The organism is Pseudoalteromonas sp. MSK9-3 (assembly GCF_003590335.1).
Taxonomy (GTDB): domain Bacteria; phylum Pseudomonadota; class Gammaproteobacteria; order Enterobacterales; family Alteromonadaceae; genus Pseudoalteromonas.
Genome location: NZ_MIET01000010.1, coordinates 1 through 15,528, shown reverse-complemented (window position 1 = coordinate 15,528; position 15,528 = coordinate 1). Strand labels below are relative to the sequence as shown.

Below are 15,528 nucleotides of genomic sequence, written 5' to 3'. Positions count from 1 at the left end.
TATTAACTGTAAAGGAGAAAACATTATGACTATGACATCAACAACCTTTGCAGGTCTTATCCAATAAGAAACGAGTGACTTAATCGTCATTTATTTGCATCCCTTATATATGCAAATACATACCGTGAGTTTCATCCGCGTCAACGCGACTTAGATCCAGACCTGCCAATACGTATTACGTTTTAAATCCTAATTTTCTACCCAGAGAAAGGAATTGGTACTATGGACAAATCCGTCCAAAAAATTACTAACAATGTTAGCCTTATTGCATCTGCAGATACGTGGATTGAAGGGCTGGCAATCGAACAACTGATTAAAACATCAAACTTGCCAGACATGCATTATGTCGCAGGAATGCCTGATTTGCACCCTGGTCGTGGTTACCCGATTGGGGCGGCATTTTTTACTCAAAATAAAATCTATCCAGCACTGGTTGGAAACGATATCGGCTGCGGCATGTCGCTTTGGCAAACCTCAGCAAAAGTATCAAAGGTCAATTTAGAGAGACTCGCTAAAAAGTTTGCACATGTTGAGCAACCCTTAGATGAAAGCTGGTCCGCATTAGTAGCCAGTCGAAAAGTAGAAAAAGGCATCAATATACACAATTATGACCGAGCTTTAGGAACCATAGGAGGTGGTAATCATTTTGCTGAGTTTCAAGCCATTGAACACATTTATGATCACACTACATTTGATACTTTAGGGCTTAACAAAAAGCACCTACAACTTCTGGTTCACTCTGGTTCTCGTGGCCTGGGTCAATCGATTTTAGTAGAGCATATTGCCAACTATAATCATCATGGTTTAACTGTCGACGACAAGAATTTTCATAGCTATATGAATCAACATAATGAGGCCGTTCGCTGGGCTGAATTAAACCGTGAACTCATCGCACTCCGCTTCTTAGATGCAATTCGTGCCAATGGTAATTGTGTAGTAGATATCAATCATAACCTCGTTTCAGCAAAAAATATCGAGGGTAAAGCGGGATGGTTACACAGAAAAGGAGCAACACCCAGTGACAAAGGCTATGTTGTGATCCCTGGTTCTCGCGGAGATTATAGCTATCTAGTCAAGCCACTTATTACAGATGAAACGCCAACCCAAAGCCACAATATAAGTTTGTTCTCATTAGCGCACGGCGCTGGTAGAAAGTGGAAACGCGGAGAATGCCATGGCCGGCTAGGTCATAAATACAAACGTGAAGACTTATATCGCACAGCGCTAGGCAGCCGCGTAGTATGCAGCAGTAAAGAACTGTTATATGACGAAGCACCTCAAGCATACAAAAAATGCGAAACAGTGATCCAAGATATGATCGATGCAGGGTTAATTACTGTCATTGCAAAACTGCGCCCAGTATTAACCTTTAAGACCAATGGAGAATGTTCAGCATGATCTTATTGCAACTGTCTGCAGGCCAAGGACCGTTAGAATGCTGTCAAGCAGTAGGGCTGGCGTTAAAAGTAATTGAAAAACAATGCTGTGCTCAAGGAGTCAAACTTACGGTCATTGAAGCTAAAGAACTCAAAGAGCGTGGCTGCTTTAAATCAGTGTTACTTCAGCTTGATTCTGCACAGCGCTTAGCGAAGTCTTGGCAAGGTATTATGCTATGGGTATGCCAAAGTAAATACCGCCCAAAACATAAGCGTAAAAACTGGTTTTTTAGTGGCCAAATGTACGAGGTCAATGAAGCACAACTGGACCGAGGCGTCACTTTTCAAACATGCCGAGCTTCTGGTGCCGGCGGTCAACACGTCAATACGACTGATTCTGCCGTACGCGCAACGCACCACACTACAGGCCTATCTGTACGTGTAGAAAGTGAACGTAGTCAACACGCGAACAAACGCCTAGCAAGTATCTTGTTATTTCAAAAGTTAGAAGCACTAAAACATGAGCACATGACACAGCAAGAAAAAGTCCGCTGGCAACAGCACCAGACACTTGAGCGAGGCAACCCAATAAAGGTATTTAAAGGTGAAAAATTTTCGCACAGCCATGGAAGCTAATAACATGACAAAAGGACATCAAGACGTAACAAATATCTTGTTTATTTGCAGTCGGAATAAGTGGCGTAGCCCTACAGGGGAGCATATTTGGCGACATCACCCCTTTATTTCGGTGAGGTCTGCTGGCACCAGTGTAAAAGCCAACAGAACCGTCAATAGCAAAGATATTCAATGGGCTAATATCATTTTTGTGATGGAGGAAAAACACAAAAACCGGTTACTCGCGCAGTTTACCCGGCACATCGCCCATAAAGAAATTCATATACTCGATATTCCCGATGAATATCAATATCTAGACAACGCACTAGTCAACATGATGAAGTCGTCTGTAAATCATTATTTAGGGATTTCCGAGCAATCTAACTAACCTCAGGTTTGGATAAGGGTTTTGGAATAGAAAATGTTTTGAAAACAAACTTACTTACAATCCAATGATGATATTTCACTCAATATCAAGGCGCTTTTATGCAGTAATAGCGGGCTATTACAAATGAAAGCAACGCCGAGAGTGAGAAAAATAGCTTTATTGGGCAAATTCGCTTACCAAGAGCTGAGGTTAACTATTAACTCTTAGTACTAAGGCCGAAAATACAGCATCAATTTATAAAGGTTATGCTTATCTGTGCGTAACCTTTATATTGTCAAATACATAGTAAAACGGTGCGACCAAATACCTACGAATATTTATCGAGTACATCACGAAATAATTGATTAAGCACTTCTACATCAACGTCACGTGCTTGGTATTTAGCTCGGTAACTCTCATGACGTGCTAACTCTGATTCTATAAATGCATTGATCGCAGGTTCAGCAGGGATAAACTCTTTTTCTAAACTCACTCGTTTACGTGCCAATAACAGGGTGATAGCATCATCTAAATCCGTATTATGTGCAACTAATTCTCGCAACTTCTCAAACTCAATGGGCGCAGGTGTATCGTATTTTTCAAGCCACATAATCGCCAGCAAAGTTCGTAATACATAAAAATACTTCTTTAACGGAATCACCTCTTTTTTAAGGTATTCTCGGTAATTACCTTTCGCCATATGTAAATAATGGTAAATCGCTTTTTCAGACGAGGCTATTACTGGCATGAGCGCTTGAGCTTGCTTGGTAAAGCATTCATCACTGACATACACTATGGGCGATTGTAACCATTCTATAAATGACGGGTTTGAGTTAAAAAAAAGCTTGAGTGCTTTTTTATATCCCAACCATTAATATCTATATCATCTACGATGGGGTATTCAATCACATCCCTTTTATCATCTAGGTTTACTGCCAAGTACCACTCTTTTGGGTGCGCATAAATAAACCTCACGTCATAGTCACTATTGGGTGATTCAAACCCCCAAGCGCGGCTACCTGACTCAATCGCAAACAACACCTTGACGTTATGTTCGCGTTCCGCTGCTTTTATACGGCGCATTATCTCGGTATGCACCGCCTCTTCAATTCGTCGCTCGACGATACGCTTGCGCTCAATGACTGCCATTATGGTGTTCTCTCTTTGTTCTTTTTTAAGTTATCAAAACAAGTTCGTAAACAATGAATTTCTGCTTCGCGCACGAACTGACCTATATCAGAACCTTGCCTCCCTTGTAACAGCGCCTTTTGCACTATGGCTTTTCTATCTAACGTTTTTAATGCTGTAAATAATCTTTGCGCAGCCAGTAATTGCGGGTAAGCACGATTGACAAAGCGCTCCCCTCTGCCTTGGGCATCACATAAACACGCTTGCAGAAAATGTTCAAATCGTTCAGGGTGAGTCAGTGCATCCATATTCTCAACAATCAGTTTATGCACCTTTTTTGCTGTTAGCTCAAATAGTTTATGGCATCGAGTATGATTGTCACTGGTTAACTTCCCTATTGACTTAAACCGATTGGGTATTTTTAGTCGTGCACAAAATGCGTCAATGACAGCGACTCCAGCTTGCTCGTGCCCTCGTAAGTAACCATACTGTTTATAACAATACGCTTTACCAAAATCATGCGTTAAAGCAGCAAACCGCGCTTCAATATCAAAATTTAACTCGGCAGCTCTTTTCAGTACCAACATCGTATGGGTGTATACATCTCCTTCAGGATGATGCTTTACAGGCTGCGGTATACCTTTCATCACCTCAATTTCAGGAAAGATTCCAAAATCACTGAGTGTTTCAAAGAATAAATGCGGATAGGTTTCTCCAAGGGCTTTTTCGGTTTCAAGCCATACTCGTTCAGGGACCAAATGTGATAACTCGCCACTATCTCGAAGCTGCTCCATCAATAAATAAGTTTGCGGCGCAATAGTCCAAGTATCACCATAGCGTGCTAAAAATCGTGCTATGCGTAACACTCTTACTGGGTCTTCGATAAATGCCTCTGACGTATGTCTGAGCACTTTATCTACTAAGTCATTTCGACCATTAAAAGGATCTATTATGTTACCTTCGTTATCCATCGCCATCGCATTGATGGTTAAATCGCGCCGAGCAAGATCATCTTCCAAAGTAACTGACACCGCTGCATTGACCGAAAAACCGGTATATCCTCGGCCATTTTTTCGCTCTGTGCGCGCTAACGCATATTCCTCTTTTGTGTCAGGGTGCAAAAAAACAGGAAAGTCGCGCCCAACAGATTGAAAACCCAAGGCGAGCATGGACTCAGACGTCTGCCCCACCACAACATAATCTTGATCTTTAGACGCTTGCCCAAGTAAGGCATCTCTGACAGCCCCCCGACCAAATACACCTTGTTCAATCCACTTGCCATTACTCTACCTACTTATTTTTACCAATACATGAACGTGAAATACGACTCATCTTAACGCGGTTTTAACTCATCGTTATGCAGTGAAATACGCCACAAAACCTCTGTCAATTGCTCAACAACAAACACTTTACCGAGTACCTGCTTGATCACATCAATATTTGTGATCGTATGCAAACTCGGCTTCGTCGTCGTAAAACTACCACTGCCAGCCAGCGCAATCGGTAGTAGCAATTGATCTGCTAGCTGCTCTTCTATAGCGGCATGCGCTTCAATAAATGTACTTACTCGTGCCGCAGCTCGCCTAGCGACTTCTTTCGCAGCAAGTCCGCGCTCACCTATCACCTCAAATACGCTGCGATGTGTGCTACTTGCAATAGACAGTTGAAAGCTATTACCCGGACCCTTTGAGCTCACTTGCTGTACACTGCTCGAAACTTGCTGCCAATCTAACAACTTTTTAGCAGTCGCCACTTCCGTGTCACCAATACGCTTGGGTAAAGCACTCAACAGTGCATGAATTGCACAGCTTTCAATTTTGTTCGCGAAATGGCTCCCACTATCCACTATCTGAATGGGGTTAAATGCAGCCGTAGGCTCAATCGTTATTTGCCACTTACCCCCGCCCGCGGGGTAAAAGCCCAACGAGTATACATCTACTTTACAACGCACACCCATGAGTGCCAGAATAGGGAGAAATGATTGCTGTAAAAAACTCAGTGAAGGAGACATGCCATTATGTGTGCCGCCTTCAAACAGAACGGTCGAACGCTCAGCTGCCAGTGCCAGTACAGGTAAAATCGTTTGACACACCAAAGCTGTACTACCAGCAGTACCAATAGCAAACTCGAAGTTACCCGCTTTAATTTCCCCTGGTGAAAAGCGGATACGGCTGGAACCTAGTTCAACGCCGTCAACCTCAGCTTTACATACCGCTTGAGCAGCTAATACAGACGTTAAATGTTGCCTCAATAAACCAGGCTTTTTTCTACCTGCTCGAATATTGATAAATTCGATTTTCCGCTGTGTTAAAATAGACAATGTCAAAGCTGTTCTCAATACCTGACCGCCGCCCTCACCTTGAGCGCCATCAATAATTAAATAATCAGAATTCATATAACCATCTACCCTTTTACACATACAATTTGCTTTAAGGTATGCACCACTTCAACGAGGTCTTTTTGTGCCGCCATAACCTTGTCTATATCTTTATACGCATGCGGTATTTCATCAATGACCGAGGCATCTTTGCGGCACTCCACGCCCTCTGTTGCAGTAATGTGATCGCTAACACTGTACACTTTTTTTGCTTGTGTTCTCGACATAACTCGCCCTGCACCATGACTACAGCTATTGAAGCTCTCTGGATTCCCAAGCCCCTTAACAATAAAGGACCGTGCGCCCATACTTCCAGGAATGATCCCCATTTCGCCTTTTTCAGCGCGCACTGCACCTTTTCTTGTCACGAAGCAGTCTTTACCAAAATGGTGTTCCCGTGAAATATAATTATGATGACAATTTACCGCCAATTCAGCGGTTGAAAACTCAATGGGTAACATCTTTTTCAACGCAACAATCGCATTAAACATCATAATTTCACGGTTTTTAGCCGCAAAATCTTGCGCCCATTCCACGGCTTCAACATAGCCATCGAAATAATCACTTCCTTCCTCTAGATACGCCAAATCCATATCAGGTAAATTTAATTGGTGGCGCTGCATCTCTTTTCTCGCTAGTTCAATAAAGTAGTTCCCAATGCGATTTCCCACACCGCGACTGCCTGAGTGCAGCATGATCCATACTGCATCGTTTTCATCTAAACAAAGCTCTAAGAAATGATTGCCCGTCCCCATAGTTCCTAAATGATGCACGGTATTGCTTTTTCTTATTGCCGGATGTTTTTCACAGATACGCTCAAAACGCGCTTGTAGTTTTATCCACTCATTCGCAACCACTTCAGGGATATTGTGCCAAGCCCCCCTGTCAGTTCGACTTCGACCACCAGTTCTACCATGAGGTACGGCCGCCTCGAATGCATGACGTATGCCTAATAAGTTGTCAGGTAACTGACTTGCTGTTAAAGAAGTTTTAGTGGCAACCATACCACAGCCAATATCTACCCCAACGGCTGCAGGAATAACGGCATTCACGGAGGGGATCACGCTGCCAATTGTTGCGCCTTTACCTAAATGGACATCCGGCATCACTGCAATATGAGAGTGTACTAAAGGCATAGCCGCAATATTGTGCAGTTGTTGCTGAGCCTGCTCTTCAAATGCCACCCCTTTAGTCCATGCTTTAATTGGGGCTCTTCCAACCTGCGCGATGATGTTGTAATTTTGCTTAGTCATTGTTCTCAATTTTCTCTATCTTATTTTATTCTGAAAAGTATGAGTGTTGCCATACGATTACGTAATACCATAGCCACTCAATTAAGTGAGTAGCAGGATTACAAGCCGTATGCCAACAATAGAAAAATTAAAAAATAAAAACATAAAGCATTGATACTTAGCTACATTTAAAATTTTGACACGTTGTAAATATGATTTCCCTTGCGCTTAAAAGTAACAACAAATATCCTTTTAGATACAAAAGCATCTAAATAGATACATCATGAAAAAAACAATTGCAGTCAGTTTGATTGGGACCCAACTAGATTTTAATGGGAAAAGGGGTGATCGATGGGCTAAATGGCGACCTAATGTTAGTTTATGTAGCCAAGATAATTTAATTATCGATCATTTACACCTCTTGCATGATAACCACAGCAGTCGACTCGCAAATAACATCGCCGTTGATATCGAATCAATCTCTCCTGAAACAACATTGACCTTGCACGATATTAACTTCATTGACCCATGGGACTTTGAAGAGGTCTATGCTAAGTTGTTTGATTGGTGCCAAAAACAAAGCTTTAATACTGAAAAATATGATTACTTATTTCACATCACGACCGGCACCCATGTTGTGCAAATATGTAGCTACTTACTTACTGAAAGCCGACATTTTCCTGGTCGATTAATCCAAACATCACCGGACAATAGCAAACAAAATAAGTCTATTGGCCGCACACAAGTGATTGATTTAGACCTTTCTAAATATGATCAATTAGCAACTCGATTTGATATTGAACACCAAACTGGTAAAGAGTTTTTAAAAGGCGGTATCAAAACTAAAAACCACGCCTTCAATGCCCTTATTTCCCAGATCGAAAAAGTCGCGATTCGCTCGCTAGAGCCTATATTACTCACAGGACCTACTGGTGCGGGTAAAAGCCAACTCGCGACACGAATTTATCAGCTGAAAAAAAAGCGTTCTATGCTCAAAGGAGAGCTCATATCGGTAAATTGTGCGACCTTAAGAGGTGAAAATGCTATGGCAGCCTTATTTGGTCACACAAAAGGCGCGTTTACCAGCGCAGTGCAATCTCGCGATGGCTTTTTACTTTGTGCAAACAACGGTGTGTTATTCCTCGATGAAGTCGCTGAGCTTGGACTTGAAGAGCAAGCAATGCTGCTACATGCTATTGAAAATAAAACCTTCCACCCTGTTGGCAGCGATAAATCCGTGCAGAGTAACTTTCAACTTATCGCGGGGACCAACAAGGATTTAAAACAAGAGATTGCCAAAGGGAGATTTCGCGATGATCTCCTTGCCCGGATCAACCTATGGACCTACTCATTACCGCCTTTAAAAGCCCGTAAAGAAGACATACCCGCCAATGTCGACTTTGAAATTGATCTCTTTACACAAAAAACAGGCCAACGGGTTCAATTCAATAAAGAAGCCAAACAGGCATTTTTGGCATTTTCAACGTCACCTGAAGCCTGTTGGTCGGGGAACTTTCGAGATTTAAGCTCTGCGATAACCAGGCTATGCACTTTAGCCGATTCCTCCCGTATAACTACAGTCGATGTACTTGAAGAAATACAACGCTTAAAAAATGATTGGCACTTACCTGTCAGTCAAACTACACACAACGCATTAGTGCAACATCTATCAACACAACAAATCGCTCAACTTGATGTATTCGATGCCAATCAACTTAACTTTGTTTTATCTATCTGCGCTCAACATAAAACCATGGCCTCTGCGGGTAGAGCCTTATTTGATGTCAGCCGAACTTTAAAAGTGCAAGCGAATGATTCGAGTCGGCTGCAGAAATATCTTAAAAAATTTAATCTAACATGGGCTGAGATTTTTAAAAGCTAACCAGTCATTAGAGCTAAAAACGACAATTAATATCGCTTTTATAACAGTTTTATATGGCGATATTTCAACTATGATAAAAGTCACTTCTCATTAATCGAATTAAAAACATAACTCTAGCCACTTTCCTACACCACTCAGCCCGAAGTTTTAGCATAAATACACATAGCCATTTATTTGTTATTTTTATGTGATAAAAATGTGATTAATTACATTTACAATTTGTCGTCATTCATGAAATACACTGACAATAATCCATGTAATACCGCGAAAATAGGGATCGGCAATTAAGTACATTGAGTTTTTCGATTGCGCTAATCGTTTTAATTCAAAATACATTAAACAACATATTCATTACTCTAAATTAGTACTAAGTAATGAGAAAGCTATGCCATCTATTATGATGGCATGGCTTACAGAACGACACTATCGTTTAAACAGGAACTGGGACAATGAAAAAACAGCAAGTATTCTCCAAATCTGCAGTCACACTATTAATAGGTCTCGTATTCGCATCGAATATTGCCACCGCTCAATCAGACCAAATAAGCAAACCTAAAGGAGCAATTGGATCAGGTATGGCCAAAGATGGTCATGCTAAATCAAATCAATTCTGGTGGCCTGACCAACTAGACCTATCGGCATTACGTGATCATGATCTTCGATCAAATCCATTAGGTAATGACTTTGATTATGCCACAGCATTTAAGAGTCTTAATTTAGCTAAAGTAAAAAGTGACATTGAAACCGTGCTCACTACCTCACAAGATTGGTGGCCTGCAGACTTTGGGAACTATGGACCATTTTTCATTCGTATGACATGGCATAGTGCAGGTACCTATCGTACGCTTGATGGCCGAGGCGGCGCAGGCGGCGGGCAACAACGCTTTGACCCTCTCAATAGCTGGCCAGATAATGGCAACCTCGATAAAGCAAGAAGGCTACTTTGGCCTATAAAGCAAAAATATGGTGAATCATTATCTTGGTCAGACTTAATGGTACTGGCTGGCAATGTATCACTTGAAAGTATGGGTTTTGAAACTTATGGTTTTGCCGGTGGACGTGCTGACGACTGGGAGCCTGATTTAGTTTACTGGGGCCCAGAAGTTGAAATGCTCGCCAGTGATCGACAGCAAAAAGATGGTAAATTACAGCGCCCGTTAGGAGCAACCCACATGGGGTTAATTTATGTAAACCCTGAAGGACCAAAGGGGAAACCAGACCCCTTAGGTTCAGCTAAAAATATTCGTCACGCCTTTGCCCGTATGGCGATGAATGATGAAGAAACGTTAGCACTTATTGCCGGTGGCCATACCTTTGGAAAGATGCACGGTGCGCACAAACCATCAAAATGCGTAGGTAAAGCGCCAGCAGCTGCAGGCCAAGAGCAGCAAGGTCTTGGCTGGAAAAATACCTGTGGTAAAGGCCACTCTGAAGATACCGTGACAAGTGGCTTAGAAGGTGCTTGGACCCAGCAACCTACACGATGGACCTCATTATACTTAAGTAATTTACTACAATTCGAGTGGCAGCAAACACGCAGCCCAGCTGGTGCTATCCAATGGGTTCCTACTGACAAGTCACTCCATAAAATTGTTCCTGATGCACATGTTAAAGGCAAGTTTAACCCGCCCGTAATGACCACTGCTGATTTAGCTTTAAAGTATGATCCGGCCTATCGTAAAATTGCTGAGCGCTTTTTAGCGGACCCTAAAGAATACCAACTGGCGTTTGCAAAAGCATGGTACAAATTAACGCACAGAGATATGGGCCCGACTCGTAACTTTTTAGGTAATGAAGTGCCTAAAGAAGCCCATATTTGGCAAGATCCGATCTCAGAGAGCACTCAATCACAACTTAAAAGTAAAGATATAAAAAGACTGAAAAAGAGCATCGCGAACTCAGGTTTAACCGTGTCTGAAATGGTTCGTGTTGCGTGGGCCGCAGCGGCTAGTTACCGAGATTCAGATATGCGTGGCGGGGTCAATGGTGCACGTATCGCACTAGCACCACAAAAAGAGTGGGCAGCCAATAACCCAGCTGAGGTGACTAAAGTATTAAATACTCTTACAGAAATACAAACCACAGCAAACAATGGCTTTTTAAAGCGCCGCCATGTGTCGTTAGCTGATTTAATCGTACTTGCAGGAGCAACCGCGATTGAAAAAGCAGCAAATGATGCGGGAATGGAGGTAACAGTCCCCTTCACCGCAGGCCGGGGTGATGCGAGTCAGGCACAAACAGATGTTAACTCGTTTAATTTGTTGACTCCGTATGCAGACGGGTTCCGTAATTACTTTAATACAGAAAAAAGCTATAAGTCCCCCACTGAAATGCTCATTGATAAAGCTGACCAACTTGATTTAACGGTACCAGAAATGACCGTGTTAGTAGGTGGGTTGCGTGTGCTCAATGCCAATTATAAGGGCTTAAAGCATGGTGTACTCACTAACAACCCTGGTGCGCTTACCAATGACTTTTTTGTCAACTTACTGGATATGGCAACGCGATGGGAGAAATCCAATCAACCGGGTATCTTTAACGGAATGAACCGTAGCACAGGCCAACAACAGTGGAGTGCAACATCCGTTGACCTCATTTTTGGTTCCAATTCAGAGCTACGTGCTATCTCAGAAGTCTATGCCTTTGATAACTCAAAGGAGCGCTTTGTTAATGACTTCGTAAAAGCTTGGGTCAAAGTGATGAATTTAGATAGAAAATAGAGAGGTTAGATCTTAAAAAGGGGGCAACTATCAAACTGATAGCTGCTCCCTTTATCGCTTTTATGTTACTTTTTAAAAAGTAGCACTATAACGTACACCAAACTCACTCGCATCATTGCTCTTGATAAGCAAAATATAATCGCCAGTATTCAAACGAGCATCATCATAACGCTCATCAAATACATTACGACCATACAAAGAGACTGTCCAGTCAGCATTGATTGGGGCATATGAGATATCAAAGTTTACTGTAGTACGTGAATCAATTTGCGTCATACGACGCGGATCAGAGCTAGGCTCACCGTACATGCTACCTCGATAAGATACATCTACTCGCGTGGTGAGTAATGCGCTGTTACTTAATTCAAATTCGTACGATGGGCTAATTGCCGCGGTTAATTCAGGTGTAAGTGGTGCAACTGGTTTTACGCCATTTTGCTCTTCAACATCGACATCCATATAGCCTAAGCTTGAATGTACAGTAAAGTTATCAGTCACCATATAGGTACTTTCAAACTCAATACCTCGAGATGTCTGTTCAACAATTAAATTATTGGTATCAAAGCCTGAATCTGTAACCACATTCACCTGATAAGGTAGATCATCATACTCAGTATTAAATAAAGCCACGCTCATGCTAAAGTCATTGGTTAACTGGCCTTTAAAACCAGTTTCATAGTTTATCGCGCTGATATTTTCACTGGCCATAAATGCATTATTAGCACGTACAATTGCCGCAGCTTCTGGGTTATCAGGTCCGCCAGCACCAAAAAACTGATCTATCAAAAAATAAGGACGGGCTGGATACTGCCCTGATTGATAACCAGTCTGCACCGTCGCATACCAGTTTAAGCCATTCTCAAAAGTATAGTTACTGGCCACTTCCCATGAGACATCATCCCACTCTCTTTGTGAGTAAATAGTTCCTAATGGATCAAATACATTAGTTGACGCAGACTTCTCATCTTCGGTGTAACGTACACCACCTGATAACCGTAAATCATCTGTGGCATCGTAGCCCACATTCACAAAAACCGCTTTACTGGTTGTTTCTTGATCAAGCTCTAACTTTGTTGGCCCACCGTTAAAACTTGCTTCATCAGAGCTTTGACGGTTACTTCCTTCTTCATTGAACCAATATAAACCAGTCACAAAGTCCACATTACCTAAGTATCCTGTAAACTGCAGCTCTACCGATGTTTGATCTGCAGTCCCACGCTCTGGATAATGGTCTAGCGCAACCTTTGTACCATCGTCATCAAGACCAGCCATGTACTCAGAAGAACGCTTACTAAAAATGAACTTCGCGCCTAAGTCTTCGTTAATATCGTAATCAGCAGTCAATGATAGACCATTTGCTTTATTAGACACCTTAGAAGTGGCAAGCGTGCCAGTAGCATTATCATATGGGTCAGCCGCAACATCAGTGTTGCGCAACCCGTTTTGATATAAACGTCCATTTGGCATTTCATCAATTAATGTAGTGTACGGACGCGTGCCACCTTCACCGTCATTCGCATCTGCGGTGAACACAATACGTAAATCGTCGCTGGCATTATATTTTAGTGAAAAGCGACCGTGAAACTCTTGGTTTTCACCTACATCATATTCAGCGTTTGGTAGGTTAATGAACTCACCTAACCCGCCACGACGATTAAAGCCAAGATTAAAATTAAATGCAAGATCGTCGCTAACGGCTTGGTTCGTAAAAAGACTGCCCTTTAGACGACCACGAGTACCTACCTCTGCACTCATTTTAGTAACGGCTTCTTGCCCTGGCTGCTTGGTTATAATATTAATTGCACCGCCAATTGAGTTACGACCGTATAAAGTACCTTGTGGTCCACGTAAAACTTCAATACGCTCGATGTTTGCTAAATTCCAATTTTGGCCAACTTGGCGGCCTAGGTATACGCCGTCAACGTAAACGCTCACACCAGGATCCGTTGTGATCAAATGATCCTGAAGACCGATACCACGGATAAAAGGGTTTGCCGATGAGTTATGGCCTGCCGAAAAACCGGTTATATTAAGGTTAGGAACAAATTTACCCACATCGGTAATATCAGAAATCCCTTGAGCAGCTAGGTCATCACCCGAAAATGCACTCATTGCGATAGGCACTTCATAAATAACCTGCGACCGCTTTGTCGCCGTTACCGTAATAGCTTCAATTTTCGATTCTTTTTTTGCAGCAACTTCTTCAGCCATAACTGGTGCTGCAACAAAACTTGCCAAAGCAAATGCCGTCGCTGCCGCTACAGGGCTTAAGTTTCGCGCTACTGTGAGTTTACCGTGTGTCATTGTCATCTTTGTTCCTCATTAGAAACTAGTTAATCTTAATCTCGTGTGTTCCGGCTTCTCGCTAAGGCGCGCCAACCGGGGTGAAAGCAGGACACTGCACATATATTATTTAAAAAACACACGCACACAGAAATGCCACCTATTAAAAGAGGTCGCAATACGTATAAACATGAATTAATTAACAAATAGAAATGCAGCAATAATCTGCTATTCGGTTGGGCGAACATGTTACCACTTTATGACAATATAAAGCAATAATCATATTTGCAAAACCCTATCTAACTCGGAATGTTAGAAAGTTCATTTCAAAAATACACATAAAAAACAAATACAAGCCAATAAATGATTTTAAAGTGATTAATAAATCTAACAACCTAAAAAACCACAAAAAATATAAATTGTAATATCCATGGATAATAAAAACTCATTATTTCTTATTTTTGAATAATAAATTCAGAACTCAACAACGGCTATGGTCTTAATAAAAGTAACCACTGCGCTTTCTCTCCTATATTGATTTCAGGCTTCCTCTAAGTAATTTGTAAGCAAATATTAACACTCACATTTAGTTACCAAAAAAGATACAAACACCTACTAGGCTGGGGTTAAGGCATAAAAGGAGAGCAACTATATGCATAATTCAAAAAAAGTACTGACCCCACAAGAAGCCACTGTAGATATGAATCCCATGTTGGATGTCGTATTCATTTTACTTATTTTCTTTATTGTTACCGCCAGCTTTAACCGCGAGACTGCGTTAGAGTTGAATCGTGTAGACAACACTATCAGTACTATACAACCCAAAATCAGCCCTTTATTTACCATCAATAAGCAAAACCAAGTATATTTAAATACTCGCCTAATCACGCTTGAGAATATAAATGTCAATATCGCGCGATTAGCAGCTGTCGGAGAGATCAACTCAATTAGCCTACGCGCCCACCCTTTAAGTGAGCACAATACGCTTGTCGCAGTGCTTAATGCCATAAAAGAACAAACAGATGTACCTGTGTCACTTGGCGAAACACTTCACTGATCAGTCTAGGCACTGTAACAGGTAAGTAATCAACACCTCTTACAGTGCCTTCAAATAAATACATCATTCAGGTAGATATAGTAGAACTTATGACTTTGCTTCATTGAGCAATTTGGGAGTTGAATACATCAATACGTTATCACACACAATATGCGAGAATAATAAAGAGATAGTCGCTAAGGAATCATTCTCTAGCTGTCATTTATACTGTAGTGGATCCTGACCTTCGTCAGGAAGACAAAAGGGCCCGCGTAATAAAAAAGCCGCGTCTAAAGACAAAACTCCGTCTCCCTGAATTCATACCAATCTGCATAAAGATTAAGTCAATTTTATCCAATCTCTTGAGCACATCTTTCTAACTCTCTCAGGAACTGAAATGAATTTGTTCCATGCTTTTGAAACTTGCTCAACAATATCTTCATAACCCTTAAATGTACGATTGAATAAACAGTGCTGACGGAGCCAACTCCAAACTTGTTCTATTGGATTTA

Annotated in this window: 9 protein-coding genes and 3 pseudogenes; 6 read left to right on the top strand and 6 right to left on the bottom strand. The window is 41.7% G+C overall.

The window, feature by feature from the left end; translation table 11 throughout:
* Positions 1-222 precede the first annotated feature (222 nt).
* From BGP78_RS03425 to BGP78_RS03415, 3 genes are read left to right on the top strand one after another with little or no spacing between them, the layout of a single operon-like run.
* Entirely contained in the window at positions 223-1,398 is a 1,176-nt protein-coding gene (locus BGP78_RS03425) for an RNA ligase RtcB family protein (RefSeq protein WP_119860095.1), read from the top strand.
* The gene (gene prfH, locus BGP78_RS03420) at positions 1,395-2,012 is read left to right on the top strand and encodes a peptide chain release factor H (RefSeq protein ID WP_119860094.1); all 618 of its coding nucleotides are present in this window, start codon (positions 1,395-1,397) and stop codon (positions 2,010-2,012) included. Before BGP78_RS03425 ends, prfH begins: the two co-directional genes overlap by 4 nt.
* Before the next feature lie 4 nt (positions 2,013-2,016).
* A complete protein-coding gene (locus BGP78_RS03415; RefSeq protein WP_119860162.1) occupies positions 2,017-2,379 on the top strand; it encodes a low molecular weight protein tyrosine phosphatase family protein in 363 nt (120 codons plus the stop codon).
* A gap of 307 nt (positions 2,380-2,686) precedes the next feature.
* Here the strand turns inward: BGP78_RS03415 and BGP78_RS03410 are convergent.
* The 4 genes and pseudogenes from BGP78_RS03410 to BGP78_RS03395 form a co-directional block, all read right to left on the bottom strand.
* A pseudogene (locus BGP78_RS03410) lies at positions 2,687-3,441 on the bottom strand (DNA polymerase beta superfamily protein).
* A 65-nt stretch (positions 3,442-3,506) separates the two neighbouring features.
* Positions 3,507-4,768: pseudogene (locus tag BGP78_RS03405) on the bottom strand (multifunctional CCA addition/repair protein).
* 51 nt (positions 4,769-4,819) lie between these two features.
* Positions 4,820-5,881, bottom strand: coding sequence for an RNA 3'-terminal phosphate cyclase (gene rtcA / locus BGP78_RS03400; protein WP_182912210.1), 1,062 nt, complete (start codon positions 5,879-5,881; stop codon positions 4,820-4,822).
* 8 nt (positions 5,882-5,889) lie between these two features.
* Positions 5,890-7,116, bottom strand: a complete 1,227-nt coding sequence (locus tag BGP78_RS03395) for an RtcB family protein (RefSeq protein ID WP_119860091.1) — start codon at positions 7,114-7,116, stop codon at positions 5,890-5,892.
* A gap of 262 nt (positions 7,117-7,378) precedes the next feature.
* Here BGP78_RS03395 and rtcR point away from each other — a divergent pair, with 262 nt between their 5' ends.
* Both rtcR and katG read left to right on the top strand, forming a co-directional pair.
* On the top strand, positions 7,379-8,977 hold the full coding sequence (gene rtcR, locus BGP78_RS03390) for an RNA repair transcriptional activator RtcR (RefSeq protein WP_119860090.1): 1,599 nt from the start codon (positions 7,379-7,381) through the stop codon (positions 8,975-8,977).
* A gap of 449 nt (positions 8,978-9,426) precedes the next feature.
* On the top strand, positions 9,427-11,697 hold the full coding sequence (katG, locus tag BGP78_RS03385; RefSeq protein ID WP_119860089.1) for a catalase/peroxidase HPI: 2,271 nt from the start codon (positions 9,427-9,429) through the stop codon (positions 11,695-11,697).
* A gap of 72 nt (positions 11,698-11,769) precedes the next feature.
* On the opposite strand, the gene BGP78_RS03380 is transcribed toward katG, so the two are convergent.
* Complete coding sequence (locus tag BGP78_RS03380) at positions 11,770-14,001, bottom strand: TonB-dependent receptor (RefSeq protein WP_119860161.1); 2,232 nt, start codon at positions 13,999-14,001, stop codon at positions 11,770-11,772.
* A 631-nt stretch (positions 14,002-14,632) separates the two neighbouring features.
* On the opposite strand from BGP78_RS03380, the gene BGP78_RS03375 reads away from it, so the two are divergent.
* Entirely contained in the window at positions 14,633-15,037 is a 405-nt protein-coding gene (locus BGP78_RS03375) for a biopolymer transporter ExbD (protein ID WP_119860088.1), read from the top strand.
* A 318-nt stretch (positions 15,038-15,355) separates the two neighbouring features.
* Here BGP78_RS03375 and BGP78_RS03370 read toward each other — a convergent pair.
* Positions 15,356-15,528, bottom strand: a pseudogene (locus BGP78_RS03370) (IS630 family transposase); the annotation flags it as partial.

Coding starts and splice junctions, on each gene's coding strand:
- BGP78_RS03425 (WP_119860095.1), top strand. CDS start 223: ATGGACAAATCCGTCCAAAAAATTACTAACAATGTTAGCCTTATTGCA.
- prfH (WP_119860094.1), top strand. CDS start 1,395: ATGATCTTATTGCAACTGTCTGCAGGCCAAGGACCGTTAGAATGCTGT.
- BGP78_RS03415 (WP_119860162.1), top strand. CDS start 2,017: ATGACAAAAGGACATCAAGACGTAACAAATATCTTGTTTATTTGCAGT.
- rtcA (WP_182912210.1), bottom strand. CDS start 5,881: ATGAATTCTGATTATTTAATTATTGATGGCGCTCAAGGTGAGGGCGGC.
- BGP78_RS03395 (WP_119860091.1), bottom strand. CDS start 7,116: ATGACTAAGCAAAATTACAACATCATCGCGCAGGTTGGAAGAGCCCCA.
- rtcR (WP_119860090.1), top strand. CDS start 7,379: ATGAAAAAAACAATTGCAGTCAGTTTGATTGGGACCCAACTAGATTTT.
- katG (WP_119860089.1), top strand. CDS start 9,427: ATGAAAAAACAGCAAGTATTCTCCAAATCTGCAGTCACACTATTAATA.
- BGP78_RS03380 (WP_119860161.1), bottom strand. CDS start 14,001: ATGACACACGGTAAACTCACAGTAGCGCGAAACTTAAGCCCTGTAGCG.
- BGP78_RS03375 (WP_119860088.1), top strand. CDS start 14,633: ATGCATAATTCAAAAAAAGTACTGACCCCACAAGAAGCCACTGTAGAT.